General features: G+C 39.8%; 25 protein-coding genes. 14 read left to right on the forward strand and 11 right to left on the reverse strand.

What is annotated here, in order from left to right:
- Positions 1 to 42: 42 nt before the first annotated feature.
- Positions 43 to 576 (reverse strand): DUF2937 family protein, encoded by a 534-nt coding sequence (locus tag ACVCDT_RS12505; RefSeq protein WP_447133121.1) that lies wholly within the window; start codon positions 574 to 576, stop codon positions 43 to 45.
- Positions 577 to 679: 103 nt separating this feature from the next.
- Here ACVCDT_RS12505 and ACVCDT_RS12510 point away from each other — a divergent pair, with 103 nt between their 5' ends.
- Entirely contained in the window at positions 680 to 1,051 is a 372-nt protein-coding gene (locus ACVCDT_RS12510) for a hypothetical protein (protein ID WP_447133122.1), read from the forward strand.
- A 132-nt stretch (positions 1,052 to 1,183) separates the two neighbouring features.
- The gene (locus ACVCDT_RS12515; RefSeq protein ID WP_447133123.1) at positions 1,184 to 1,804 is read left to right on the forward strand and encodes a DUF2726 domain-containing protein; all 621 of its coding nucleotides are present in this window, start codon (positions 1,184 to 1,186) and stop codon (positions 1,802 to 1,804) included.
- A gap of 95 nt (positions 1,805 to 1,899) precedes the next feature.
- Here ACVCDT_RS12515 and mdh read toward each other — a convergent pair whose 3' ends face one another.
- Positions 1,900 to 2,835, reverse strand: a complete 936-nt coding sequence (gene mdh / locus ACVCDT_RS12520) for a malate dehydrogenase (RefSeq protein WP_447133124.1) — start codon at positions 2,833 to 2,835, stop codon at positions 1,900 to 1,902.
- A gap of 227 nt (positions 2,836 to 3,062) precedes the next feature.
- Here mdh and argR point away from each other — a divergent pair, with 227 nt between their 5' ends.
- The gene (argR, locus tag ACVCDT_RS12525) at positions 3,063 to 3,527 is read left to right on the forward strand and encodes a transcriptional regulator ArgR (RefSeq protein ID WP_447133125.1); all 465 of its coding nucleotides are present in this window, start codon (positions 3,063 to 3,065) and stop codon (positions 3,525 to 3,527) included.
- A gap of 19 nt (positions 3,528 to 3,546) precedes the next feature.
- On the opposite strand, the gene ACVCDT_RS12530 is transcribed toward argR, so the two are convergent.
- On the reverse strand, positions 3,547 to 4,728 hold the full coding sequence (locus ACVCDT_RS12530; RefSeq protein WP_447133126.1) for an endonuclease/exonuclease/phosphatase family protein: 1,182 nt from the start codon (positions 4,726 to 4,728) through the stop codon (positions 3,547 to 3,549).
- 86 nt (positions 4,729 to 4,814) lie between these two features.
- Positions 4,815 to 7,928 (reverse strand): TonB-dependent receptor, encoded by a 3,114-nt coding sequence (locus ACVCDT_RS12535; protein ID WP_447133127.1) that lies wholly within the window; start codon positions 7,926 to 7,928, stop codon positions 4,815 to 4,817.
- Between the two features lie 357 nt (positions 7,929 to 8,285).
- Here ACVCDT_RS12535 and udk point away from each other — a divergent pair, with 357 nt between their 5' ends.
- The 3 genes from udk to ACVCDT_RS12550 are packed head-to-tail and all read left to right on the forward strand — an operon-like array spanning position 8,286 to position 11,041.
- Entirely contained in the window at positions 8,286 to 8,909 is a 624-nt protein-coding gene (gene udk / locus ACVCDT_RS12540; RefSeq protein WP_447133128.1) for a uridine kinase, read from the forward strand.
- A gap of 54 nt (positions 8,910 to 8,963) precedes the next feature.
- Positions 8,964 to 10,172, forward strand: coding sequence for a NupC/NupG family nucleoside CNT transporter (locus ACVCDT_RS12545; RefSeq protein WP_447133129.1), 1,209 nt, complete (start codon positions 8,964 to 8,966; stop codon positions 10,170 to 10,172).
- A gap of 29 nt (positions 10,173 to 10,201) precedes the next feature.
- Positions 10,202 to 11,041: a 2OG-Fe(II) oxygenase family protein gene (locus ACVCDT_RS12550; RefSeq protein WP_447133130.1), complete on the forward strand. Its 840-nt coding sequence runs from the start codon at positions 10,202 to 10,204 to the stop codon at positions 11,039 to 11,041.
- Here the strand turns inward: ACVCDT_RS12550 and ACVCDT_RS12555 are convergent.
- On the reverse strand, positions 11,038 to 11,988 hold the full coding sequence (locus ACVCDT_RS12555) for a M20/M25/M40 family metallo-hydrolase (RefSeq protein ID WP_447133131.1): 951 nt from the start codon (positions 11,986 to 11,988) through the stop codon (positions 11,038 to 11,040). The genes ACVCDT_RS12550 and ACVCDT_RS12555 overlap by 4 nt on opposite strands.
- Complete coding sequence (locus ACVCDT_RS12560) at positions 11,989 to 13,101, reverse strand: tetratricopeptide repeat protein (protein ID WP_447133132.1); 1,113 nt, start codon at positions 13,099 to 13,101, stop codon at positions 11,989 to 11,991. It lies immediately after the preceding gene.
- Positions 13,102 to 13,395: 294 nt separating this feature from the next.
- Between ACVCDT_RS12560 and mtnN the strand changes: the two genes are divergently transcribed.
- From mtnN to ACVCDT_RS12580, 4 genes are all read left to right on the forward strand, one after another.
- The gene (gene mtnN / locus ACVCDT_RS12565; RefSeq protein ID WP_447133133.1) at positions 13,396 to 14,106 is read left to right on the forward strand and encodes a 5'-methylthioadenosine/S-adenosylhomocysteine nucleosidase; all 711 of its coding nucleotides are present in this window, start codon (positions 13,396 to 13,398) and stop codon (positions 14,104 to 14,106) included.
- Positions 14,107 to 14,122: 16 nt separating this feature from the next.
- Entirely contained in the window at positions 14,123 to 15,076 is a 954-nt protein-coding gene (locus tag ACVCDT_RS12570) for a cobalamin biosynthesis protein CobD/CbiB (protein ID WP_447133134.1), read from the forward strand.
- 64 nt (positions 15,077 to 15,140) lie between these two features.
- Complete coding sequence (locus ACVCDT_RS12575; RefSeq protein WP_447133135.1) at positions 15,141 to 15,515, forward strand: rhodanese-like domain-containing protein; 375 nt, start codon at positions 15,141 to 15,143, stop codon at positions 15,513 to 15,515.
- Positions 15,516 to 15,533: 18 nt separating this feature from the next.
- The gene (locus tag ACVCDT_RS12580; RefSeq protein ID WP_447133136.1) at positions 15,534 to 15,962 is read left to right on the forward strand and encodes a DUF2721 domain-containing protein; all 429 of its coding nucleotides are present in this window, start codon (positions 15,534 to 15,536) and stop codon (positions 15,960 to 15,962) included.
- A gap of 49 nt (positions 15,963 to 16,011) precedes the next feature.
- Here ACVCDT_RS12580 and tyrS read toward each other — a convergent pair whose 3' ends face one another.
- Positions 16,012 to 17,211 (reverse strand): tyrosine--tRNA ligase, encoded by a 1,200-nt coding sequence (gene tyrS, locus ACVCDT_RS12585; protein WP_447133227.1) that lies wholly within the window; start codon positions 17,209 to 17,211, stop codon positions 16,012 to 16,014.
- Between the two features lie 206 nt (positions 17,212 to 17,417).
- Here tyrS and ACVCDT_RS12590 point away from each other — a divergent pair, with 206 nt between their 5' ends.
- From ACVCDT_RS12590 to ACVCDT_RS12600, 3 genes are read left to right on the forward strand one after another with little or no spacing between them, the layout of a single operon-like run.
- Positions 17,418 to 18,713, forward strand: coding sequence for a peptidoglycan DD-metalloendopeptidase family protein (locus tag ACVCDT_RS12590; RefSeq protein WP_447133137.1), 1,296 nt, complete (start codon positions 17,418 to 17,420; stop codon positions 18,711 to 18,713).
- A gap of 7 nt (positions 18,714 to 18,720) precedes the next feature.
- Entirely contained in the window at positions 18,721 to 19,842 is a 1,122-nt protein-coding gene (locus ACVCDT_RS12595) for an anhydro-N-acetylmuramic acid kinase (protein WP_447133138.1), read from the forward strand.
- Complete coding sequence (locus ACVCDT_RS12600) at positions 19,839 to 20,315, forward strand: Lrp/AsnC family transcriptional regulator (RefSeq protein WP_447133139.1); 477 nt, start codon at positions 19,839 to 19,841, stop codon at positions 20,313 to 20,315. The genes ACVCDT_RS12595 and ACVCDT_RS12600 overlap by 4 nt, the downstream gene beginning before the upstream one ends.
- 4 nt (positions 20,316 to 20,319) lie before the next feature.
- Here ACVCDT_RS12600 and ACVCDT_RS12605 read toward each other — a convergent pair whose 3' ends face one another.
- The 3 genes from ACVCDT_RS12605 to ACVCDT_RS12615 form a co-directional block, all read right to left on the reverse strand.
- Complete coding sequence (locus ACVCDT_RS12605) at positions 20,320 to 21,435, reverse strand: peptidase M14 (protein ID WP_447133140.1); 1,116 nt, start codon at positions 21,433 to 21,435, stop codon at positions 20,320 to 20,322.
- A 25-nt stretch (positions 21,436 to 21,460) separates the two neighbouring features.
- Positions 21,461 to 22,702: an EAL and HDOD domain-containing protein gene (locus ACVCDT_RS12610; RefSeq protein WP_447133141.1), complete on the reverse strand. Its 1,242-nt coding sequence runs from the start codon at positions 22,700 to 22,702 to the stop codon at positions 21,461 to 21,463.
- A gap of 116 nt (positions 22,703 to 22,818) precedes the next feature.
- Complete coding sequence (locus ACVCDT_RS12615) at positions 22,819 to 24,042, reverse strand: EAL and HDOD domain-containing protein (protein ID WP_447133142.1); 1,224 nt, start codon at positions 24,040 to 24,042, stop codon at positions 22,819 to 22,821.
- Between the two features lie 279 nt (positions 24,043 to 24,321).
- Here ACVCDT_RS12615 and rpoH point away from each other — a divergent pair, with 279 nt between their 5' ends.
- Complete coding sequence (gene rpoH / locus ACVCDT_RS12620) at positions 24,322 to 25,176, forward strand: RNA polymerase sigma factor RpoH (RefSeq protein ID WP_447133143.1); 855 nt, start codon at positions 24,322 to 24,324, stop codon at positions 25,174 to 25,176.
- A 64-nt stretch (positions 25,177 to 25,240) separates the two neighbouring features.
- Here the strand turns inward: rpoH and ACVCDT_RS12625 are convergent, their stop codons facing one another.
- Positions 25,241 to 26,149 (reverse strand): bifunctional GNAT family N-acetyltransferase/hotdog fold thioesterase, encoded by a 909-nt coding sequence (locus tag ACVCDT_RS12625; RefSeq protein WP_447133144.1) that lies wholly within the window; start codon positions 26,147 to 26,149, stop codon positions 25,241 to 25,243.
- Positions 26,150 to 26,167: the final 18 nt, after the last annotated feature.

The following is a 26,167-nucleotide window of genomic DNA, read 5'->3' on the forward strand; positions in this document are numbered from 1 at the left end:
TTTAGCCTAACTGGCATCTTAGGATTTTGGGTTGAAATTTAGTTATTCATGATTAATTTTAGCTTCTAAAAGCAGCTTAACTTGCTTTAACCCTTTACCCAAAACACCTTGTAAAAGATCAATAAAAACGGCCAAGATAAAAGCCATACCTAAGCCCCAAAAAAAGGCTTGAGCATTTAATAAAACCACATAGCTATAATGTTCAAAGGTATCTTGCCGCACTTTGGGGTCAGGAGTGAAAAGCACATGCATAACGCGCAAAAATGCCGATTGTTGCATGGCCGCAGCTTCAGTTTTTAGACGGGTTACTCTGTGCCTAATAAAGCCAATATTCTGCGCATCATGCTTAAATACTTGATCATCACTTTGTTGATAATGAGAGATTAAGGCCTGCATGTCACCGTTAAAATAACGCTCGGCAGTTTGCTGAAACCCAGCGAAGATCAGCATAGCTTCACTCAATTGTGCGTCTACTCGTTTCGCATATTGATCAACAAATGCTGGTATTTGTATCCCCATAAGCAGACCACCACAAAAAAATATGAGTCTTAGGTAGTCGTTACATAGTCTAATCATTCATACCCACTCTTAGCTTAATATACCTAAAACACTAGGTTTTACCTTGCTGCTAGATGTTTGAACTTCTATAGTAAACAAAAGTTTTTCACTGGACAGTAAATTGTTTAAATTAATTCTCACTGCGGCATTATTTATCAGCTGGTTAAGCCCTTCCTTAGCGCAAGCTAACGAGCCTACCATTAGCCAATCAGTAGAGTTGTGTCCTGAAAGCTTTTACAACATTCCTCTGTATCCTGAGGCTAAATTTTGTCAGCTTTTTGCTGATACCCTGCCTGCCAGCATGTCTTACTTTGTAGGTGGCGACCAACAACAAGCTCGTGATTATTTTATTCAACAGCTAGGCCAAGCTGATAGCGTTGAAACTTATCATGGAAGAATTGTGATGCAATACAACCAAGGCCAACAAGTACTGATTATTTCTAAAGATGGCCATGGCAGCCAAATTGATATGCTAATCAAATCTGCTAGCTAACAGTCCCTGCTTTACTAAGTTAATCAAACTTTCTAGATATTCCCTTCTATTCACTGCCATTGGCACTTTTTTTGCTTTATTCATAGCAGATTAACCCCTGTCAATTTTATGACTTTGGCATTTGGAGAGAACATGGAACTAGCATTTGTATTAATGATGTTATTGATAATAGTGGCTGTAGGTGCAATGAAACTACATGAGCCCAGCTTAGCCTTTCCTTTTAAAAAGAGGGGCAATTTATTTACACCGGTTGAACGTACCTTTTTAAACCTTATAGAAGAAGCTGTAGGCAATGAATTTCGCATTATGTGCCGAGTACGTATGAGCGACATTTTAATGGTGCGTCAAAGTACCGACAAAAAAACCAGTAAAAGTGCGGTTAGCCGCGCTGGAAGTAAAAGGTTAGACTTTGTGCTGTGTTCTAAAAAAGATATGTCGCCAGTCATGGCCATTGATCTAGTGCACAGTGCAGGCAAAGATGGCTACAAAAGCCAAAGAGACTTTTTTGTCAGTGGCGCGCTAGATGCTGCACATATTCCACATGTACGCATTAAAGTACGGTCTGGCTACAAGGCACAAGATATTCGTGATTGTATTCAAGCTAAATTACCTAAGCTTAGATTACAGCACACTCAGTTAAACGAGCCACAAAAAGGCAGTCGATTGGCCAATGAGTTTGCCAAACAAGCGCGCCCTACTCGTCCAATTCAGACCAACAAAACCGTGCCTAATCGCCCAATAGCGGCAGCTTAATAAAATCCTACAAGAAAAAAAAAAGCCCCTTAATAGATGCTATTAAGGGGCTTTGGGGTTAACTTAAGCTTAAAGCGAGATACGCAAATGCATATCTAGCCATTTACAAAGTCAACACCCATTTTAATATCACCACGTAAACCGTCTAACATGGCATCTTTGGCATCTTCTTCAAACTTGCTAAGAGTACCGTATGGCAGAATTTCTTCTACGCCATTTTTACCTAAACGAACTGGGTGAGAGAAAAAGGCTGCATCATCGCTGTTGGTTTCAACATAGGTATATTCCACTACATTTTCACCACGCATAGCGTCTACTAAAGACAAACAAAAACGTGCTGCTGCTTGACCCATAGACAAAGTAGCTGATCCGCCACCGGCTTTTGCTTCTACTACTTCGGTACCGGCATTTTGGATACGAGTGGTTAAGCTGGCAATTTCTTCGTCGGTGAATTCAACCCCTTCAACTTGCGACAATAAAGGCAAAATTGTAGTACCAGAGTGGCCACCAATAACAGGAACATGTACGTTTTCTGGGTTAAGACCTTTAAGGTTACCGACAAAAGTCTCAGCACGAATAACGTCTAGTGTAGTTACACCAAACAATTTATTTTTGTTGTACACGCCTTTGGCTTTTAATGCTTCTGCAGCAATGGCGACTGTAGTATTAACTGGGTTAGTAATAATACAAGTACAAGCTTCTGGGCAATTGTCGGCAATGGCGTCAACTAGGTTTTTCACTATGCCAGCATTAATATTAAATAAGTCAGAACGATCCATACCTGGTTTACGAGGCACACCAGCAGGGATAAGCACAATGTCACAACCTGTTAAGGCATCGGCTAAATCATCTTTACCATAACCTTGCACTTTAACATCTGTAGGTATGTGGCTTAGGTCAACTGCTACCCCTGGTACCACTGGCGCTACGTCATACAAAGATAACTCCGAACCTGCAGGTAATTGCGTTTTTAACAATAATGATAACGCTTGACCGATCCCACCGGCTGCACCTAAAACGGCTATTTTCATGATTCTCTCCTGTGAAAAGCTTCTGCTTTATAATCAACAATTAAGGGGGTGTAATAGTCTAAAAAATTTACAACCGCCGAATTATACTAGGGTCTGATACTTTTTAATAGGCGGCTAAGTTTTAAGATATATTTTCTATTCAAACTTAGCCATTCTAGCGCGGGTAAATTGCTTAACTGCAGGCAATGCGGCAAAATACCCCTATTCAAACTTAAACACGCAAAAATATGGCCACTCCAAAACAAGACGCATTAATTAAAGCATTTAAAGATATTTTAAAAACGGAAAGTTTTGGTTCTCAGGGTGATATTGTTAACGCGCTTAAGTTACAGCAGTTTGACAATATCAGTCAGTCTAAAGTATCCCGAATGCTAAGTAAGTTTGGCGCAGTACGTACGCGCAATGCCCGGGGCGATATGGTTTATTGTTTGCCGCCAGAACTTGGCATGCCAACCGCAAAAAGTCCGTTAAAACAATTAGTATTAGACATAGTTCATAACAATGTAATGGTGATCATTCGCACTAGTCCAGGCGCAGCCCAGCTAATAGCTAGGCTACTTGATTCATTAGGTATTAAAGATGGGGTGTTAGGTACTATAGCCGGCGATGACACTATTTTTATTGCCCCCGCCGACATTAACACTATCGAAGAAACCCGTAAGCGAGTCGAAGCGCTTTTTGAAAATGTGTAACTACAGATTAGGCTTTAGACTAATTGGCTAGCGTTATATCGACCCACACTAAACGATGATCTGATGAACTGCTACGGTCTTTGACCAATCTAAATAAAGCGTCAGTTTTGCTTGGCCAAAACACTCCAGCGTTTTTTACTGTTAAATCATTTGATGGCAAGACATAGTCAGCGCGCATCCCCCAGGCTGCAGTATGAGTCGCTGCATTAGGGTTTTCGGGGCGGTTTTCTTTGCCCCCAACACTTTTTGGCTGCACTTGATTGTTCACTAACTTATGCGCCAATAAAGCCGAGATCCCAGTCTTATAAGCATCGCCATCATGTATTGAGGCATTTAAGTCACCCACAATAACAAAGGGTGAATCAGCCAAGCCACCTGTTTTACCCTGATCATCATAGATATAACTTGATTCATCAGGACCAGAAATATAATCGTGCCAAAAGCGAATTTCATCGTGATTGCGTTTTCCATTTCTATCTTCTGGGCCATCAAAAACTGGGGGCGTAGGATGACTGGCTAATAAATGCAAAACTTGGTTGCCTATTTGAATTGGCAGATCCCAATGAGACTTTGAAGACAAGCGTAAAATATTCTGAGCCTCTGAAGAATAATAGTCTTGTCCGTCTGCTTGTTTAATTGTGCTCAACAAATTGTTAGGCATATCTTTCCATAAAAAACGTTGAAAGCTGCGGACTTGCTCAATATGAATAGGATATTGGCTAAGCACTAACATGCCATAGTGACCAGCAAAAAAGCCAAAACCAAAAGCATCACCTTTACTGCCTGAAGCAATACCGTCTTTATCTAAGTCTAGCCCAGAATCTATCCCAGTATTCACTTCATTTGTATACACATAAGGATATTCAATGGGTGCTTGGCCATTTTGACTTTGCTGTAAATAATGTTGTGTAAAGTGTTTGATATCCGCTTGATTACTTGGCAAATAATCAAATTCATTTAATAACAAAATATCTGGCCTTACCCTTTGGATAATTTCAGCAATATTTTTAATTTGTGCATTATCGGCAGTACTAAGCTGTTGATGCAATTCGTTACCTGTTACCTCGGCTTTGGGTGCTACATAATTGCTAGCTTCCATACTGACATTAAAGGTGGCTATGCGAACTGTGCTGGTTTCCTTTTGTGCTTTACATGCCGTCATTAATAACAATCCTACTAATCCGAAGCTAACTAATTTCATGCATTCTCTCTAATTTACTTAACTAATTCATACAAATAAAAAAGCCGACTCAAAAGAGTCGGCTTTGGCACTTTATTTATCAACTTTTAGAACTTGTATTTAACACCGAAACGGATTTCCCAAAGAGAAGCACCGCGGTTTACGCCTTGCTCGGCATCGTTAAATTCTTCATAAACGTATTGATTTTGGTCATTGATTGAAGCAGAAATTACGTCATCTGCAACAAATGAGCCTTGACGATAAACGCCCCAATCATCATTTAGTAAGTTACCAAAGTTCTCAACTACAAAGTAAGCACTTGCTTTATGACCTTCGTAGAAAGCTGGAAGCTCTTGAGACACACGTAAGTCAAACTTCACCCACCAGTCAGCTGAGTGAGAGTTACGACCCATGATGCTGCCACGAGTTAGGTCATTGTCAGCGATAAACTGATCAAATGCCGCTTTATCAAAGCCATCAGCGTATACCACTTTAGAGTCATTCTCAGTTGGGATATAGATTAAACTTCTGTAGTCATTTGAATCTCTGAACATATCGCTTGCATCATCAAATGAGTAAGAAATTGGCTTACCTTCGTTAGCAGTACCAAATAGGCTGAAACGGGTGTTAAGTCCATCAAAAAACTCACGTGCATATCCTAACTTCATAGTTAAGCGATGACGAATTTCATAGTTAGACGTAGCAACACCTGGATTGTTCAAACTAGAAGTAGCCACGTTTCTGTGGTTAGAACCAGCAGTAGAGCTAGTCATTGGGCTTACGTCTGTAGAACGTGTGTAAGCGTAAGCTAAAGTTGCATCTAAACCAAAGTCATACTCTTTGCTCACAGCTAACGATAATACGCGTGACTCACCGTCAGAACCTTTAACATTAGTTAACAATAAGTCATTACCATCAAAACGACCATTAGACTCATAGATTGGACGACCATCTGGTGCATTATCACCTGAATCAGTCAAACTTAAATCAGTCACCATGGCTGAGTTTACTTTTCTGGTGAACATTAAATCAGCACTAATTACATAATCATCTTCAGTAAGATAAGTAGCGCCTAAAGCATATTTCCATTCGTGAGGAAGCTTGAAGTTTGGATCGGTTGCATTTACGCCACCATCACCTGCTGTAGGTGAGGTATTAGCAACTGCATCAAACATCGCTTGAGGGATATCATAAATTGGACGACCTTGACCAGTTAACTCAGTGTTAAACAAAGTATCAAAGTTTTCAATTTCTCTTTCACGCACACCAATGTTAGTTACACCATCATTAGAGTAAGCATTTGAAATCCAAACATTAGGGTTACCACCTGAGTAACGTCCCATACCACCACGTACTTCTAGGTTATCAGCCGCAGCCCAATTAAAGCCAATACGAGGTTGTAATAATGACAATCCATCAACATTTGCTGTGTTAGCAAAGCCGTAACGACCTTGGAAGTTAGAGTTTAAGTTTGGTACATCATCAGAGCTATACTCATCGTAGCGCCAACCAATCATTAACTGCACATCATCAGTCAAATCAAAATCGTCTTGAATATAGAGAGTGGTTGTTGTGTTAGCGAAAGTTGCACCGGCATCAGCTGGGTTGTTTGTTCCCGCAGAGTTGTTGTAATAAATACGGTCAACTTTACCTGCTTCAAAATCAGCAATTGAACGGAAACGGTATTCACCTACAGTGTGCTGCATAAACAAGTTAAATACGTCTAACTTTTCAACTTCAATACCACCGGTCAACTTGTGGTCACCAGCGTAATAAGTAGCAGCTAATTTGAATGAGTCAACAGTGTAGTTTAGGTCATTTGATTGACGAGAATCATCAGGACCAATATAGATAGTACCACCGCCCGTTCTGATTTGTGCTTCAGCAAAACCTGAGTCAGCATCTAAAGATTGTTGACGGTTATCTAGCTTAGTCGTACCAATACGTAGTTCAGTACTGAAATCATCAGACCAATCTGAGTAGACAGACACTACGGTATTTTTAAGCTCAGCACCACGCTCATAGAAGTGATTAGACAATGATAAACGGCTAGAGCCACCATCCGATTGACTTAAACTAAAACCATCGTTCCAGTTGTACATGAGTGATGCACGGTGCTGGTCATTGATGTTCCAATCTAATTTAACCAATAACTTTTCATCAGTAATTGGCGCACTACCTGGCATTCCGCCTACATCGTAGTTATAAACACGTTGCGCAATTTCTGTTACTTGGTCAACTTCGGCTTGACTTATACGTGAACCTAAAGCGTCATAACCAAATAATTGCACGCCTTCAACTTTTTCAAATGAACCAAAGAAGAAAAGCGTGTCTTTGATAATCGGAAGGCCAACGTTTACACCGTAACGCTTTTCAGAGTAATTACCGTTGTCTTGTTGATTACCTTCAACAGTATCACCTTTCAACGAATCGTTTGTGTAATCAAAGAAAGCACTACCGTGAATTTCGTTAGTACCAGACTTAGTAACAGCGTTGATGTTACAAGCGGTAAAACCACCGTATTGAACATCAAAAGGTGCTAATTCAACCGCAACCTGCTCGATAGCGTCAAAAGAAAAAGGCATACGCTCTGTTGGATAACCGTTGCTGTTAAGACCAAAGTTATCGTTCATGCGAACACCGTCAAGTGTCAAGCTGTTGAAACGAGGACTGGCACCAGCACACTGAACAGCATCATTGAAGCTTTCGTCGATATATATACGTGGATCAGCACGGATAACATCATTAATGTCACGGTTAATTGCCGGAGCATTTTCTAAGTCAGCTAAGTTAAAGTTAGCAGCAGGACCTGTGCCACCAAAAGCCGAACTGCTGATTGCAGAAGCGGTAACTACTATGCTCTCAACACCTTGTTCCATCTCTAGCGCAACGTTTAAGTTGTATGCTTCACCTAGGGTTAAGTACACATCGTTAACTAAAGTGTCTTCAAACTTGTCTGAATCAACTTTTACACTGTAAGGACCGCCAACACGAAGACCTTTTGCAGAAAATTGCCCAGATGAATTTACTACAGTTGTTTTAACTGTGCCTGAAGGTACGTGAGTAATAGTTACTACTGTACCAGGTGCAGCATTGCCCTGTGGGCCTACAACTTTACCTGAGATACCTGAAGAGGTTTCTTGCGCCATCGCAGCAGTTGACATGCCGACTGACATAGCAACAGCAATCGCTATGCGATTGAGTTTGGTTTTTTTAAACATTGTGTGCTTCCTAAGTTTTATGTGTTCTAAACAATTTGTTTGAACTGCTATATGTACATAATGCCTACAGGCTTAGCCAAAGGCGTGGTTGTTCGATTGAAATCGACTTCTCATTCCTATTAAAACAAGTGTAACAGATAGATTATGACACTTTTATTACGTGCATAACAGTACCCTAATAAAAACATCTATTTGTTGCGCTTTTAATCTATTGTACCTAAAAACGAGCAAGATTTAACAATTAACTAACAAACTTGACCATTAAGTCAAGTTATAAAAATACACATTGTGAACTGACTTTTTGCCCATTCGCTGGTATCTTTCGTACCAATTTAATTCACATGATAATGGTTCGGTATGTCTACCCCTTTAGTTATTGCCATTTCTGGCGCCTCTGGTTCTGGTAAGTCCTTGTTTACTGAGAATTTATTGAAAGAATTTTCTGAAGAGGGCAAAACAGTACAAATTTTACGGGAAGATCATTATTATCGTTCTCAAGACCATTTGCCCATGAGCGAGCGCGAAAAAAATAATTATGATCACCCAAAAGCTTTTGAGCATGAGTTGCTAGTTAAGCATTTAACCGCATTAAAAAATTGGCAGTCAATTGAGTACCCACATTACTGTTATAAAACTCATACTCGACTGGCTAAAACCGAAACCTTAATTTCAGCGCCTGTTATCATCATTGAAGGGATAATGTTGTTAGCCAATGATGCCTTACAGCCGTTATTTGATATTAAAATATTTGTCGATACGCCATTAGATATTTGTTTACTGCGCAGAATGAAACGCGATATAGCAGAACGAGGACGTACCTTGGAGTCAGTGGCCAATCAATATGAGTCCACAGTTAAACCAATGTATCATCAGTTTATCTCGCCTAGTCGTTTTACCGCTGATGTGATTGTGACCCAAGGTGGCAAAAACCGCATTGCTCTTGATGTAATAAAGTCTCATATTCAACAAAGCCTACTGTAATAAATCAGTACGTTGCTTAAACATGGTAAAAATAAAAATTAAAAAGGAAACCATATGGCCAGTTTAATAGGTGTGGCGTTAATGTTGTTAATTGCTTTTGCGTTTTCATCGCATAAAAAAGCAATTAATTGGCGCACAGTGGGTGGCGCGTTTGCCATTCAAGCTGCGGTAGGCGCCTTAGTATTATATTTTCCACCGGGTAAAGAGTTTTTATTGGCTCTGACTACCTATGTGAAAAACATTATCGACTATAGCCAAGACGGTATAGATTTTATCTTTGGCCCTTTAGGTAATAAATCAATGGGCTTTATTTTTGCCTTTAATGTATTGCCTGTCATAGTGTTTTTCTCGTCAATGATCACTGTGTTATACCACCTAAAAATTATGAATTTTATCATTCGGGTGATAGGTGGGTTTTTACAGTTCTTTTTGAAAACCAGTCGCCCAGAGTCTATGTCTGCAGCGGCCAATATCTTTGTTGGGCAAACCGAAGCACCACTGGTGATTAAACCTTTTATTCCAAACCTTACTCGTTCTGAATTATTTGCGGTTATGGTTGGGGGGCTTGCTTCAATCGCCGGCTCGGTCATGGCTGGTTATGCAGGTATGGGAGTAAAAATAGAATACCTATTGGCGGCTAGCTTTATGGCTGCACCAGGTGGCCTATTAATGGCCAAAATCATTATCCCTGAAACCGAAGAATACAAAAACGAACTTACCGAGCAAGAAGATAAAGACAACGAATATGCCAATATTTTTGATGCTGCAGCTAGCGGTGCTGCATCTGGCTTACACTTAGCCTTAAACGTGGGGGCTATGCTGTTAGCCTTTATTGGTTTAATTGCTTTACTTAATGGATTAATCGGCTGGGCCGGCGGTTTAGCAGGAAACGAAAGTTTAAGCTTTCAAGTTATTTTAGGTTACCTATTTCAACCCATAGCCTGGGCGTTAGGGGTACCTTGGAATGAAGCCAATATTGCCGGTAGTTTCTTAGGCCAAAAAATAGTAGTGAATGAATTTGTTGCCTATTTAGACTTTTTGCAAAATCAGCAAGAATTGTCACCGCATTCACAAGCCATAGTGGTATTTGCCTTATGCGGATTTGCAAACTTTTCATCCATTGCCATATTAATGGGAGGCATAGGCGCTTTGGCTCCCAATAGACGTAAAGAAATTGCTCAACTAGGATTAAAAACCGTGTTAGCAGCCACATTGTCTAACTTTATGAGCGCCGCGTTAGCAGGGTTTTACCTCAGTTTATAACCAGAATTTAGTAGAATAGAGAGAACAAGATGGAATTAATCGCAGTCGATTATCAGGCCCCAAATGCAGATGTACTATTTGTAGAGTCTTTGCATAAAACCGGTTTTGGGGTGTTAAAAAACCACCCTATTAGCCAAGAGCGTGTAAGTAGCATTTATGAACGCTGGCAGGCATTTTTTAACAGTGAAGAAAAAGAGAATTTTGCTTATTCTAAAGAAACCCATGATGGCTTTTTCTCTACTGCTATTTCTGAAACTGCCAAAGGTTTTAAGAAAAAAGACATTAAAGAATATTTCCATTTTTATCCTTGGGGACGTTGCCCAGAAGCACTAAGAAAAGAAGTAGAAGACTATTACCGTGATGCCACAGCCTTAGCTTCAGAGCTTTTAGCTTGGGTAGAAAAACATTCACCAGCAGAAGTATCGGCAAAATATACCCAATCACTTTCTAGCATGGTCAAAGACAGCGAACAAACCTTGTTACGCATATTGCACTACCCACCTTTAGATGGCTCAGAAGAGCCAGATGCCATTCGCGCTGCTGCACATGAAGATATTAACTTGTTAACTATCTTACCTTCAGCTAACGAGCCTGGCTTACAAGTAAAAGGTACAGGAGATTCGTGGATAGATGTACCTTGTGATTTTGGCACGCTTATAGTGAATATTGGCGATATGTTACAAGAAGCCTCGGGCGGGTATTTTCCGTCTACTTCGCATCGAGTGATTAATCCAGAAGGTAGTGATCAAACTAAGTCACGTATTTCATTACCTCTGTTTTTACATCCAAATCCAGAAGTAGTGCTGTCTGACCGTTACACAGCTAAAAGCTACCTAGCTGAGCGTTTAAAAGAATTAGGCGTAGCCTAATCCTCTTCTAAAGCATCAACCGCCTGCAATACTTGCCATGCGGTTGATGCTGCAGCCACAAAAAAGTCTTGGTCAATATTTTCAAAGTTATCTCGAACTGTGTGATATTGATTGTGCACCCCAACCCCAATAAATATAAAAGGCAAATCAGCTTTTAAAAACGCCCCATGATCACTGGCCATACGCCAATTTATACGATCATTAGACCTACCAATGTTTTGACTTTTACGATGCCCATTAATCAAACACAATGGCGCCTGACTAGCCACTTGCTTTATTAATTCAGCCAAGGTTTGCTGGTTACGACTATGAGTGGCATACAAACGATTTCTTCGCCCACCTTGCGCTAGCATATCTAAGTTTAGATTTAATTTAACTTGGACCTTTGCTGCCAACAGTGCCTGCACTAAGGCCTTGGCTCCATATAAACCTTTTTCTTCTGCATCAGTGGCAACAAAAACCACTGAATGCGCCAAGCCTTTACGTTTCAGAACCTCAGTCGCTAAAAACAGCATAGCCGCTACACCTGACGCATTGTCATCGGCTCCAAAATAAATTCGACTGCCTTTTTTACCTAGATGATCATAATGGGCGGTAACCACAATAATTTGCTCAGGAAATTGCTGACCAGCAACCCAGCCCACTATATTCATGCCAAATTTATTTGAGCTAGATTTAGGGTACGGAAAAGAATGGGAAAATTGATAGAAGTCTAAAAACGCTTTTAGCCCTATTTGGCTAAAGCGCTGTTTTAAAAATTGTTGAGCTTGCTTATGCCCAGCAGTACCAGTTTTTCTGCCTTGCATGGGGTTTGACGATAACTCAGCAATATCTTTTAGCAGTTGCGGATTAGTTAATTTACTTAGTGTTGGATCTAGCTTGCACTGTCCTTGAGTGTTAAAGCTAAGCAAAGTTAAAACAGCTGCCACCCAATTTACTAAGCGCATTTACAAGCTATTTAAAAATTCAATTTTATTTTGATATCTCTCTTCGTCTAACCTATTGCCAGCTTTATATTTGGCTTGTTTTAAGTATTTTTCACTTCTTTCAAACTCACCAATTTCAAAGTAGACCTTAGCCAAACCAAAATACACTTCGTGCTTGCTTCTATCTATAGCTAAAGCTTTACGAAAATGCGCTAAGGCTTGATCCCAATGTTTTTGCTCTAATTGTTGCTCACCTAAATTTACGTGGTAATAAGGATTGCTTTCGCGCTTTTTTTCTACTCTAGCTAGAATATTGTTTGCCTCGTCTTCACGTTGCATAAAGTTGTACAAATACGCTAGGTTTTCCCATGCAGTTAAGCTATTTGAATTTAGTTGCAACGCATACAAATAAGCTTGTTCTGCTTGCTCGTAGTGCCCACTTAAGCGATACAAGATACCTAGGTTTATCCAAGCAGAATGAAACCTAGGGTGAGTTTTAAGCGCAGCGCGAAAGTACGCATAAGCGCGATCATATTGATGATTTAAGACCGCATCAGCCCCTTTATTATTGTAAAACATAGCTACCACAACTGACTTATTAACCAAGCGTTTAGGTAAACTTTGCCTTGCGGTTTGTGGATCAAAATCCACTTGGTAGGCGCGGGTATTTAGCACCATAATATTGGGCTCTTTAGGGGCTAACATCTTGAGATTGATATGCCCATTCAACAAGCTAAAACCTGAGCGCCTTGTCCAGTATTCAGGGATCATCACTTCTTGAAAATTCACATTAAAACCCGCGTGGCGCGCCAAGGCATAGGTCATAATAGACATGGATAAACAATTTGCGGCCTTATTGTGAAAGGTGGCGTTAGCCGTAGTATTGGCATCACCTTGATACAATAAATTTAATTCTGAACGGTCAAAAATAGATTGAATTAACAACTCCATTTGATCAATTCTGTTGCGCTCAGAGGCAATGATTTTATTCACAAAATCTTGTGCCTCTTGATCTAGATAAAAAATTTGTTGGGTAGATTCAATCTGAACATCTTGCGCTTGAGGGTAACCTTGATCATAAAACATCAATTCTGCAGGTGGCAAAGTCACCACAACTTTTGACTGGCAAGACATTAACAACAGGCATAGACTAAAAAAAACACCTTTAAGACTGACAGTCGAGAACCACATAAGCTGCACCCAAAGCGAATTGACTTATATTTAACCCTAGTATCCTAGTGATATAAGCGCGAATTTATTCACCTTAAAAATAGGCAACTTTATCGAATCAGCTAATTCGCTAAAGCCTGATAGTTTAACCCAAGCTTGAATATACAGAGTAAATGACGCTTTAACTCCTTCACTTGTTTAATATTCAGTTAAGACGTAATAAACTTTGCTTCCTCCCTTTTTAGCTAAGAAATTAATATGAAAATTGCCATTTTAGGTGCCATGGATGAAGAAATCACCTTACTAAAAGCTTCTTTAGAAGCATGCCAAGAAATACAGTTAGCTCACCTAAAAGTTTATGTAGGTACTCTAAGTGGCGTGCAGGTTGCCATAGTGAAATGCGGTATAGGAAAAGTTGCAGCCGCAGTATCGACTACGCTAATGATCAACCATTTTAAGCCAGACTATGTGATTAACACTGGCTCTGCCGGTGGATTTTCCACTCACCTAAATATTGGTGACATTGTGATAGGAACAGAGCTTAAACACCATGATGCAGATTTAACTCACTTTGGTTATGAACTGGGTCAAAATGCCGGCATGCCCGCGAGTTTTGCATGTGATACTTTATTAGTTAAGCTAGCCTCAGAAGCCGCCGCAGAAGCCATAGAGGTGCAAGTTCAACAAGGTTTAATTTGTACAGGTGACTCTTTTGTTGGCAGTGATGAAGCCGCAGATATTATTAGACAAAACTTCCCACAAGTTTGTGCGGTAGAAATGGAAGGCGTGGCAATAGCTCAAAGCTGTCACTTGTTATCCACTAAATGCTTAGTGATACGTTCATTGTCTGATATTGCTGGAAAAACCTCTACTGAGTCGTTTCAAGCCTATTTAGAAAAAGCCGCTAAAAATTCTGCTAACTTAGTGATGCAAACTATCGCACGTTTAGCCGCCACAGCTAGCAACTAATTGGTATTGAGCCAGTATGCCACAATTAAACGACATATTATTTAACGCACAACTTTCCGCTGTTTGGGTGTTGATACTATGTCTGTTAATTGAGTCTTACTTGCCTTGGCCAGCTAAGTATCACCCTTTAAGTTTTATACAAGCTTTAGCCAATGGTATGGCAACTAAAGTATTAAAACCTGAGTCGCAATCTTTTACGCAACAAAAAATATCAGGAAGTTTGGCTTTAGTAGTGATACTGCTGCCTCTTGCAGCGATTTTAGCGGTATTAAGCTTTTTGGCTCAATTTCCTATGTTTTTTGATAGTTTAATGTTGCTAATCGCCTTACGTTTTCAACCCTTAGTCAAACAGACCCAAAAAGTATCTCAAGCCCTGCTGGCAGAGAAAAAAATGTTAGCTCGCCACGAGTTGTCACATATTGTGCTTAGAGACACCCAGAGTATGTCGCCTATGGGACTTGTTAAGGCCAATATTGAATCTTTATTATTGCGATACAGCTTTGAGACTGTGGCGGTCATATTTTGGTATTGTTTAACTGGTGGATTAGGGGCATTAATTTATCGAATGCTGTACCAAATCTCTTTAAGTTGGAATATAAAACACCCTAGCTTTAGTCACTTTGGCACACCCCTTCGAACCTTACTTAACCTGCTGCAATGGCTGCCAAATAAAATCGCTGTATTATCCATTTTAATTGCGGTTAATATAAGTTTTGGGGTTAAGGCCATATTTAAAACACAAACATGGAATTGCGAGCATATTTTTATGCTTAATAGTTGTGGTGCCAGTTTAGGCATAGAATTAGGTGGGCCAGCTATATACAAAGGTAATAAAGTCCGAATCCCACGATGTGGTGGTACACGCCAAGTGGTGTTAGCAGATAATGCTCGCGTGTTATCAGCGCTCCAAAGAGCCACATGGGTAACTGTGATTGGGGTCTTTGTCATATCAGTACTATTGGTTGCTTAGGCCTTAGCCAATAAACTCAAGCAGCTAAATTAGGCTATTTGGTAAATAAAGCAGGAGATAATCCATGATAAAAACCTTAACTTTGTGCTTAATGTTAGTTTTAAGCACAGCCACTATTGCACAAAACTCAAATATTATGAGCCGCGAAGCTTTTTTGCTTTCTAACCCTCAGGATATTGCGCTAATTGATGTACGTACCGAAGAAGAATACCAAGAAGGGCATATTGCCCGCGCCATCAATATTCCACATCTACAAATAATGGCAGATCCATCAGTAGTGCAGTTTAATAAAGACCATCCCATCATCTTGTACTGTCGTTCAGGAAATCGGGTAAAAAAGGCTGAAAAAGCCCTGTTAGAAGCAGGCTTTAGCAACATTACTTTGTTAGAAGGCGATATGAAAGGCTGGCTAGCTTCAGGATTGCCAGTGGTCAAATAAGATTACTAAGGTATTTAGATGGACATTACTCTCACCACCCCAGCTATGTTATTCCCAGCAATTTCTTTATTGTTGCTAGCCTATACCAATAGGTTTTTGGCATTAGCTAGTATCATTCGAAACTTTGATTTATCTGATAGTAGTGAAAACGCCCAACTTCAAATCGCTAATTTAAGAGCTCGAATTCAACTAATTAAACACATGCAAGGCGCTGGCATGGGGAGCTTTTTCTTATGTGTTTTATCTATGTTGGCTATTTATGCTCAGTATCAAACAATAGGCAGTTCTATTTTTGCCGCCAGTTTATTGTTGTTATTGTATTCACTTTGGTTATCTGTCAGAGAAATTCAAATATCAGTGGAAGCCTTAGATATGCACCTAAGTGAGATGAATTTACCTAATAAAGATGGGGTGTGGAGCAAAGTCAGTAAAAAGGTACAAAAATAACTTTCACTCACATCTAGTATAATTAAAACCAGATGTGAGTGATTGGCTATTATTTAAATGTAACCCTTGCAAACTTACGCTTGCCTACTTGCAATACAAGTTGTTGTGCTTCAGAAAAAAGATGTTTGGTGTTATCCACTTTTTCACCATCTATTTTCACCGCCCCTTGTTTGATCATACGCATGGCATCAGATGTAGAGTTGACTAATGCTGCCTCTTTTAACACATTGGCAATCATTAACCCCTCAGAGCCCAAGGTAAACTCACATTCTGGCATATCCTCGGGAATCGCATTTTTTTGGAAACGCTGAATAAAATCTTGATGGGCTGCTTCGGCATCTTGTTCGCTATGAAAACGGGCAATTAGCTCCTTGGCTAACTCAATTTTGGTATCCCGTGGATTCGCACCTTGCTCAATATTAAGTTTTAGCTGGGCAATTTCACTAGTAGGTCTAAAACTTAGTAGTTCAAAATAACGCCACATTAAATCATCAGAGATAGACATCACTTTGCCAAACATCTCTTGAGGTGAATCGGTAATGCCAATGTAGTTGCCTAATGATTTAGACATTTTTTGCACGCCGTCTAAGCCTTCAAGCAATGGCATCATTAATACAGTTTGAGGCCTTTGTCCTTCTGACTTTTGTAATTCACGACCCATTAACAGATTAAAGCGTTGATCGGTTCCACCTAACTCTACGTCAGATTTTAAGGCTACCGAATCCCACCCTTGAACTAATGGATATAAAAATTCATGAATAGCTATAGGCTGGCCACCACTGTAGCGCTTTTTGAAATCATCCCTTTCTAACATGCGCGCAACAGTTTGGTTGGCAGCCAATTTGATCATACCTGCTGCACCTAGCTGGCTCATCCATTCAGAATTAAATCTAATAGTGGTTTTTTCGGGATCTAAAATTTTAAATACTTGTTCTTTGTAAGTCTCTGCATTTGCCAACACGTCTTCTTGGGTCAGCGGCTTTCTGGTCACATTCTTACCCGTTGGGTCGCCTATCATGCCGGTAAAATCACCAATCAAAAAAACCACATGATGACCTAGCTGCTGAAAAGTGCGCATTTTATTGATCAATACGGTATGACCTAAATGCAAATCAGGCGCGGTTGGATCAAATCCAGCCTTTATGGTTAAGGGTTTGCCTTCTTTTAATTTAGCGATTAACTCTTCTTCTAATAGTATTTCTTCAGCGCCGCGCTGAATTTCAGCCATCGCTTGTTGCCAATCTGACATCTTATCTAACCTTGTGTATAACTTGCGTTTTTTGATGCCAATCATTTTACTTGCCAACCCTTGGCATTGAAAGGCTTTAGGTATTATTTATAATAACGTTCTTTGCTTGTTTATATTAAAGCACTGCTCAAAAAACAGCCTGCAGCTGGAAAAATAAGGGTAAACCCTATATTCTGCAGATAAGTAAAATAAACCATGTTGTAGTTGTGATTAAAAAGTCTTTAAAAAACCTACCAAAACCGCACAGATGGATGATATCTGGGGTTGCGCTGTGTTTGTTAGTTTTGTTTATATTGCCCAGTGAGCCTGTAAAAGCCACCAAAAGCACTGCGCCTGTGTTAGAAGTTGGCAAGCGTTATGATTTAACTTTAGAAGTGGATTCTCTGCCAACTCAACATTTAGTTGCTGCAGATGAGTTTAAAGATCCACAAATAGTTACAGTTAAAAAGGGCGACAATTTAGCCATTATCTTTAAGCGTTTAGGTTTAACTCCACAAGACACTTACAAAGTCACTCAAGCCGGTGAGCTGGCTAAAAAACTGCTAAAGATCATGCCTGGCGAAGAATTATTAATTGATATAGATCAACATGGCCAACTTCATTCAGTGACCTACCCCTATTCGCACACTGAAAGCTTAATTATTAGTAAAACGCCTGAGCAGGATTTTGCTAGTCGTATTGAAACTCAAAGCCTAGATACACGACTGAATTATACGCAGGGCGATATTGAAACCAGCTTTTGGAACGCTGGGGTAAAAGCCAAGTTAACCAATAACCAAATTATGCAATTAGCGGGTATTTTTGGTTGGGATATAGACTTTGCTTTGGGTATTAGAAGTGGCGATAGTTTTTATGTGATGTATGAAGAGCTGTATATAAACGGCGAGTTTATTGAAAATGGCGATATAGTGGCGGCTGAATTTATTAACCAAGGTGAAAGTTACACCGCTATTCGTCATGAAGATGGCAACTTTTACACTCCTGAAGGGCGCAGTATGCGCAAGAGTTTTCTACGTGCCCCAGTTAACTTTAGGTATATCAGCTCTAGCTTTAAAAAGAACCGTTTTCATCCCGTTCAAAAACGCTGGAAGGCCCATAGAGGCGTAGATTATGCTGCAGATAGAGGCACACCTGTGATAGCTGCAGGTGATGGCAAAGTGATTAAATCAGGCTACGACAAATACAATGGTCATCATGTGTTTATTCAACATGGCGAAAAGTACGTGACTAAATATTTACACTTTACTAAGCGTAAAGTGAAATATGGTCAGCAGGTAAAACAAGGCGAAGTTATAGGAACTGTGGGTTCAACAGGCTTAGCCGCTGGCCCTCATTTACACTATGAGTTTTTAGTTGATGGAGTACATCGTAATCCACGTACTGTGACTTTGCCCAAAGCTCAACCTATTAAGCCAAGTGAAAAAACTAAATTTAGTGAAATCGCTAAGTTAAGACTATCTCAACTAGGTAACAACAAACGCATTATGTTAGCCATGCGCTAAGGCCATTATGAGTGAATTATATTTAGGCCTGATGTCAGGCACCAGCATTGATGGGTTGGACGTAGCGCTAGTGGATTTTTCAGGACGAAAACCTAAATTAATGGATTACCAAACCTTTGATTTACCTCAAGCTCTGATTCAAGATCTGCATCTACTGTGCAGCCCAGGCCACAATGAAATTGAACGCATGGGACAAGCTGACCGCCAGATTGCGCAAGTTTCTGCCAAAGCTTGTTTATCGCTAATTAAATCAAACTATTTGCAACCCGAGAAAATTAACGCCATTGGCTCACATGGCCAAACCATAAGACATATTCCTAATGGTGAATGGAGTTTTAGTTTGCAAATAGGCGATCCTAATACTATTGCCGCCCTCACAAACATAGATGTGATAGCCGATTTTCGACGCAAAGACATAGCCTTAGGTGGCCAAGGGGCACCTTTAGTTCCAGCCTTTCATCAAGCGGTTTTTGCCCATCCAGAAAAAGCACGGGCTGTGGTTAACATAGGGGGGATTGCCAATATTACCTATTTACCTGCACAGGCAGGTAAACAAGTGATGGGCTTCGACACTGGCCCAGGCAATACTTTGTTAGATGCTTGGTGTAAACGCCATACAGGTAAAAGCTATGACGACAAAGGCCAATGGGCAGCACAAGGCCGAGCCGATCCGGTTTTACTTGAACAATTATGCGCCGATCCCTATTTCGCTGCTCCCGCACCTAAAAGCACAGGACGAGAGTATTTTAATTTAACTTGGTTAGACCAACATTTAGCCAAACTGGGGCACAATTTGTCAGCACAAACGGTTCAAGCAACCTTAATCATGCTGACAACCATAACGATTTCACAGCAAATTCAACTTTTTGCCGATGTAGAACAAGTTTATATTTGTGGCGGTGGAGCAAGAAATGAGTTTCTTATGGAAGAGCTCGAGTCTGAATTACATGAATCTGAACTCTATACCACAGATGAATTAGGTGTGCCCGCCGACGCAGTGGAAGCCGTCGCTTTTGCTTGGCTAGCTTATGCCTATAAGCATGGTATACCTGGCAATGTGCCAAGCGTTACCGGTGCCAGTAAAGCCACTATTTTAGGGACCTTCTGTCCCAAAAGAGACCTAATATGAGCAAAAGAACCTTAGATAAAAGTGATATCGCCATTTTGGCTGTGCTCCATCAAGATGCCCGAATGAACAACAAAGATATTGCCAAGCTTGTTGGTCTAGCGCCCTCTTCTTGCCTAGAAAGAATTAAAAAATTACAAAGTGACAAGATCATCAAAGGCACTCAACTGTTAGTTGATTTACAAGCTTTGGGCGGCAATATTCAAGTCATGATATCTGTTAGATTACGCGATCATAGCCGAACCACTGTGGATGACTTTCAAAAACAATTAGCTGATTTACCCGAAGTAATATGTGTTTATCATATGGGGGGCGAAAATGACTTTTTATTACATGCGAGTCTAAGGGATGCTGAACATTTGCGTGACTTTGTGTTTGACGCCATTACCGCCAGAGACGAAGTGAATCACGTAGAAACCGCACTCATTTATGATCAAGTGTATGGTAGTACCTTACCTAAGGTATCTGCTGCTTAAGGGCTTAAATCTCAAAGTAGTGGGTAAAGCATTTGTAGAGTTGGGTTCCACTTAAAACAGATGCAGAAGGAAAATGTAAAATAGCCACTAAATCACAAGGCGCCACTATATCTACAGTCGCTTGTTCATTGTCTAAGTTATCTACATTTAACATTCTAGCTAGCACCTGACCTTGTTTAGCTCGCTCACCAGGTTTAACTAAATACTCTACTATGCCGCCTTGCTGGGTATACAAAGTTTTATAATCTGCCAAATTTACGGCCAAACGCTGTATGTCTAGGGCAACAAAGTCTTGCGACAACAGCAGCTTTTTAGCGCTTAAGAAACTTAAGATGCTTGTTGCATCAAATTGCCCATCTGCAAAACAGATCACTTCCTGACTGCCCATTTCTAAAGTAAAAGCTTCTACTTCAAAATCTATTGGTTGTTCTCGCTGCTCAGAGATTAACTCAGATAAGGTCCACCATGGACAAAACATGGCTTCGTCTAATGCACCTGCAAAAGCATTGGGCATAAAAATAACGTGAGGAATATTAAATAATTTAGCTGAAGCTTTTGCGTATTTAGGCACATAAATATGCCTAGTAGCCACTGGACCAGTATGTAAATCCAATACATAATCGGCGTCAAAAGCCAGTTGTTGTAACTTTAGATTTAACCTTTGTGCCAACCCTATGCCCCAGCCTTGGTCTAAGGTTTGTTGGATCTGCTGTTTCATCTTTTGTCGAAAACGCGCTTTGATTGCCGCGACAGACTCAGACAGTTTTATGCTGTTTGCGAAGTTTTGAATAAAAGCCTGATCGTAAAAATATCCACGATTCCAATTGGTCCCATTAACAGGATCAAAGCGGCCTAGTGTATATTCGCCAGCTTTAATATTGGTTCCTACTGGATTGCAATTGGGCACTAAAATAATTTCGCCACAAATAGGATGAAGCTTTAGCCATTGGATCAGCTGGTATATGACCACATTTCCTTGAACTTCAGCGCCATGGATTGAGCTTTGAATATACACTTTAGGCCCTGGCTGCTGTCCTATAAAACGATACAAAGGCACGTGCATATTTCGACCTGAGGCATTTTGTGCCACAACCATATGCTCTTTAATAAGCTTGTTCATTGCTCAGCTAATTTGAGATTAGAGGTTAAGGTTTAGTCGCTGGAAAGTGAGGAGAAATAGACTGGCGTACACCATTACCCCACAAAATAGCCTGATTAAATAAACTGTGTAGAAGTTTTTGATCTATTTCTAATACCTTGGCAATGCGGATCACTTTTAACCAATTACCACTCTCAAAGGCACGTACTAAAACTAAATACATGGCCAGATCGTTTTGACCACCGCATAAAGCTTCTTTGACTTCCTCAACCAGCGGAATTTTATCTAACAAATACGCCATGTCTTGATCGAGTAACGCGTCTAATAATGAAAACAAGCCAACTAAAAATGCGGTGGGAGGGTTGCTACCTATATTTTTTTCGGCGCCCACTAGATCACAAAACTTAGCTCTAACTAAAGATAAATGCAGTAATTCGATAGGTTTATCATCAGACAGATTAGCTAAGGCTAACAAAGCAATAAACTTTTTAATTTCCACTTCACCCATATAGTTAAGGGCATGCCTTAATGAAGTGATTTTGTATCTTTTGTTAATGGTTGGGTTGTTAATAAAACGCAACAACATATAAGACAAACCAACATCATGCTCAATTACGTTATTGATGCTCTCAACATCAAAGGATTCACTCGAGCTGGCACTCATTAATTCTACTAAGGTTAACTTAGAGGTAGGCAAGTTTTCGTTGGTAACAGACTCAGGACGAGCAAAAAAGTAGCCTTGAAAATAGTCAAAGCCCATATCTCTGAAAATGCCAAAATGCTCTTGGCTTTGTACATTGTCGGCTATCAATTGAATATTGGCATCAATGTAACGTCCAACATTTTTAGACAATAAATCAAGATCATGTTGAGCGGAATCTACTTTTAACAAATCAACAAAAGGTAAGTAGTTTTTCCAATCTGGTTGTAACCTGTGATCATCTAAGGCCAGTTTATAGCCCATTTTTTTTACGTGCTTACAAATATCTAATAAGCCACCTTCACTGTGCTCTTCAGCTACTAATTCAACCACAACATTATCTGGGTTTAAATTGCTAGGTAGGCCTTTGAGTAAGGTTTCAGATTGAAAGTTAATAAATGACTTTTTATTGCACGAAATATCATCTAAGCCTAAGGTTTGATATTTTTTAGCTATCAACTTTGAAGTGGCTTCCTCGCGCTCAATGTTGGGATAACAATTGTTTTTGCCGTCACGAAAAAACAACTCGTAGGCAAACACTTCTCTGTCTCTATCTAAAATAGGTTGCCGTGCAATAAAAGCAAACATACTGTTCCTGTCTAATTATTATAATGGAAGGCGTAGTGCTAACGACTTGCCTAAAAACCCATCATAGCATTATTAAAAATTAGATAAATAGATTCTGTTTAGTAGACAAATATAGGCTAATCACTTTTCACCGCTTGCTTCATGGCAATCCCCCATTTTAACGACTCATTGTAAAAAGCCTGGCTTAATCTAACGTCTAATGAAAGCTGCTGTGAGTAGGTCTCAACGCCCTGCCAATAGCCTTTTTCAAAAGCCTCAATTAAGGCCAACACTTTTTTCAATTCACTCTCTTGTCCACACAAAGCTGATTTTAATTCGTCACCTAAAGGCAATTTTTCAACTATTGTATCCATTGGTTGATCAAGCAGAGCATCGAGCAACGAAAACAAGCCCACTAAAAAACCTTCGGGAGGATTGGTTCGCATAGATTTAGATTGCGCCACCAAATCGCAAAATTTAGCGCGGATTAAAGACAAATGGATCAACTCAACAGGTTTAGTGTCACCTAAGTTGGCCAAAGCTAATAAGGCAATAAATTTTTTAACCTCAACCTGACCCATATAATTTAAAGCATGCTTTAAGCTACTAATTTTATTACTTTTATTTAGAAGTGGGTTATTAATAAAACGCAATAATTTATAGGATAGTGAAACATCACGCTCAATAATTTCACTAACACTCTCAATATCAAATTCTTGATTCGCACTGACGCCTATCAACTCAATTAAGGTTAATTTAGAAGTAGGTAACTTTTTTTGTTTTATCACTTCTGGCTTGGCAAAAAAGTAGCCTTGAAAATAGTCAAAGCCCATGGCTTTATATTTTTCGAACTCTTCATGGGTTTCAATTTTTTCTGCCACTAGCCGAATATCTGAGTTTTTATACTTGCCAATATTGTCTAAGAGCGTTTGTTCATCACACTCAACTATATCTATTTTAATAATGTCGGCATAAGGCAATAGCAGATCCCATTGCGGGTCAAAGTCATGATCATCTAAGGCTAAGGTGTAGCCCATTTCTTTTATGTTTATACAAGCTTGAACCAGTTCTGCTGTAGGTTTGACTGTTTCTACCACTTCAATTACCACTTTTTTAGGGTCGAGTGAGGTAGGAAAACGATATAACAAAGTATCTTGATGAAAGTTAATAAAAGCTAATTGACCATCAGTAATATCATCTAGGCCTAGGTCTAAATGACTGTCGGTAAGAATTTTAGATGTTGCCTCGTCTGGCGGAATATCTGGAAAGCAATTTTTTTCACCTTCCCTAAACAATAACTCGTAAGAATACAGCTTTTTATTTCTATCTAAGATTGCTTGACGGGCTACATATGCAAACATAAAATCGGCCTTCTCATTAGGGTTAGGTGTTAAATAAATTGATCCTAAAATCTATGGTGGTGCGTAATATAATTTAAGCTAAGTTGAATAATAACTACATTAAAAAAATGTAATTAGGTAGTTGAAAAGTTTAGATGCAACACTATATATAGCAAGATGGAAATTTTTCCTGTAAGTTGCGGTCTTAAGTAACAAGAATACACTTAAATAAAGTAGTAGTGATTGGTTAGTTTTAGGTTTTTTGATAGAATCGCGAGCCAAGTGTAATACGAGGTAACTATGAGTACAGATTTACGCGCATTAACATTAACTGTTCCTCAAACGGGCAGTATTGAAACTTACATTCAAGCTGTAAGCAGTATAGACATGCTTTCAGCCGAGGAAGAGCGCGGATTAGCCGAATGTTTACAACAAGATGGTGACTTACAAGCAGCCAGAAAGCTGATCATGTCGCACCTTCGTTTTGTTGTACATATTGCTAAGTCGTATTCTGGTTATGGCTTACCCCAAGCCGATTTAATCCAGGAAGGCAATATTGGTCTAATGAAGGCCGTGAAGCGCTTTGACCCTAGTGTTGGCGTTAGGCTTGTATCTTTTGCTGTGCATTGGATAAAAGCTGAAATTCATGAATTTGTGCTTAAAAACTGGCGTATTGTGAAAGTTGCGACCACTAAAGCACAACGCAAATTATTCTTTAACCTTCGCAAAAACAAAAAACGTTTAGGCTGGTTTACTCATGCAGAGGTGCAAAAAGTAGCAGACGAACTTGGTGTAAGCACCAAAGAAGTATTGCAAATGGAAGCTCGTATGAGCAGCCAAGATCAAGCTTTTGACTTATCTGCAGACGATGATGAAAGCGGCAGCTTTGCACCGGTTCAATATTTAGAAGATAAAACCGCTGATGTTGAGTCTGATGTAGTGAATGCCGATTGGGATTCTAACGCCTCTGATAGACTTTACTCAGCCATTAAAACCCTTGATGAGCGCAGTCAGCATATCATTCAAACCCGTTGGTTGTCTGATGACAAAACCACATTGCAAGACTTGGCAGATAAATACCAAGTATCAGCAGAGCGTGTGCGTCAAATTGAAAAGAACGCCATGAAAAAACTGCAACATGCCATGGTTGCCTAAGGCAAAACTTTCAAATTAAAAAAAGCGCGTTAAACGCGCTTTTTTTATGCCTTAAATCAACAGCTTATTTATCTTTTCGACTAGGTAGAACCCAATATATACCAGAAAACTCAGCAACCGCATTGTCTTCATCTAAAATGGCCACATTGAGTTTTACTTGGCACTTTTTGCCTTTTTCTAAGATTTCAAATTTTGCATTCACCGATTCAATATTACATAAGGCTCTAGGTTGCATAGTAATAGGTTTATGATAATGAATATTGCCATCACCTAACACAATCTCGCCGTCTAAGCCTTTTTGTTTAAGCTGCAAAAAGATCATACCCCAGCCCGTCAACGTAGCTAATGAAAAGATACTGCCCGCAAACATAGTGCCATGTAAGTTAATATTTTTATTTAGCGAAGCTCGGGTTTCTAAGGTACGCCCAGTGTATTGATACAGCTTAATGCCCATTTGCTCTGTAATTGGAATAGTTTCATGCCAAGTCTTTTGCAGCAATTTACACCATTTGGGATGCAGCATAATTACATTAGGATCAACCAAAGCCTTAACCATTTGATGGCGTTGTTGCTCACCTAATTCTTTGCTTTCCCCCCTTTGCATTTCAAAACCCATGCTCTGGAAAAAGCCTATAGCAATGTCGGTACTATTAGTCACTATACGCACTGCACCTTCTGAACGCGCTACCGCTTCCAGTGCCGAAACTAACATGCGAGCCAGACCTTTGTTTTGTAATGACTTTTCAACGGCCACATGACGAACTTGTGCTTCTTCAGCGGTGTTCATATGCACCCGCCCAACTGCCACAACCTTGCCTGCGGCATCACGGATCATGCGGTGCTGACTGACCTGTTCGTATTCATCTTTTTCAGAGCCTTCGGGAAACTTCCAAGGTTTACGCAACATTTTCCATCGAAAGTTAAAATACTCGGCAAACTCTTCTTCGCTTGTAGGCGTATCTATTTTGTACATCTAATAAAAATCCTGTCA

The organism is Paraglaciecola aestuariivivens, assembly GCF_052983255.1.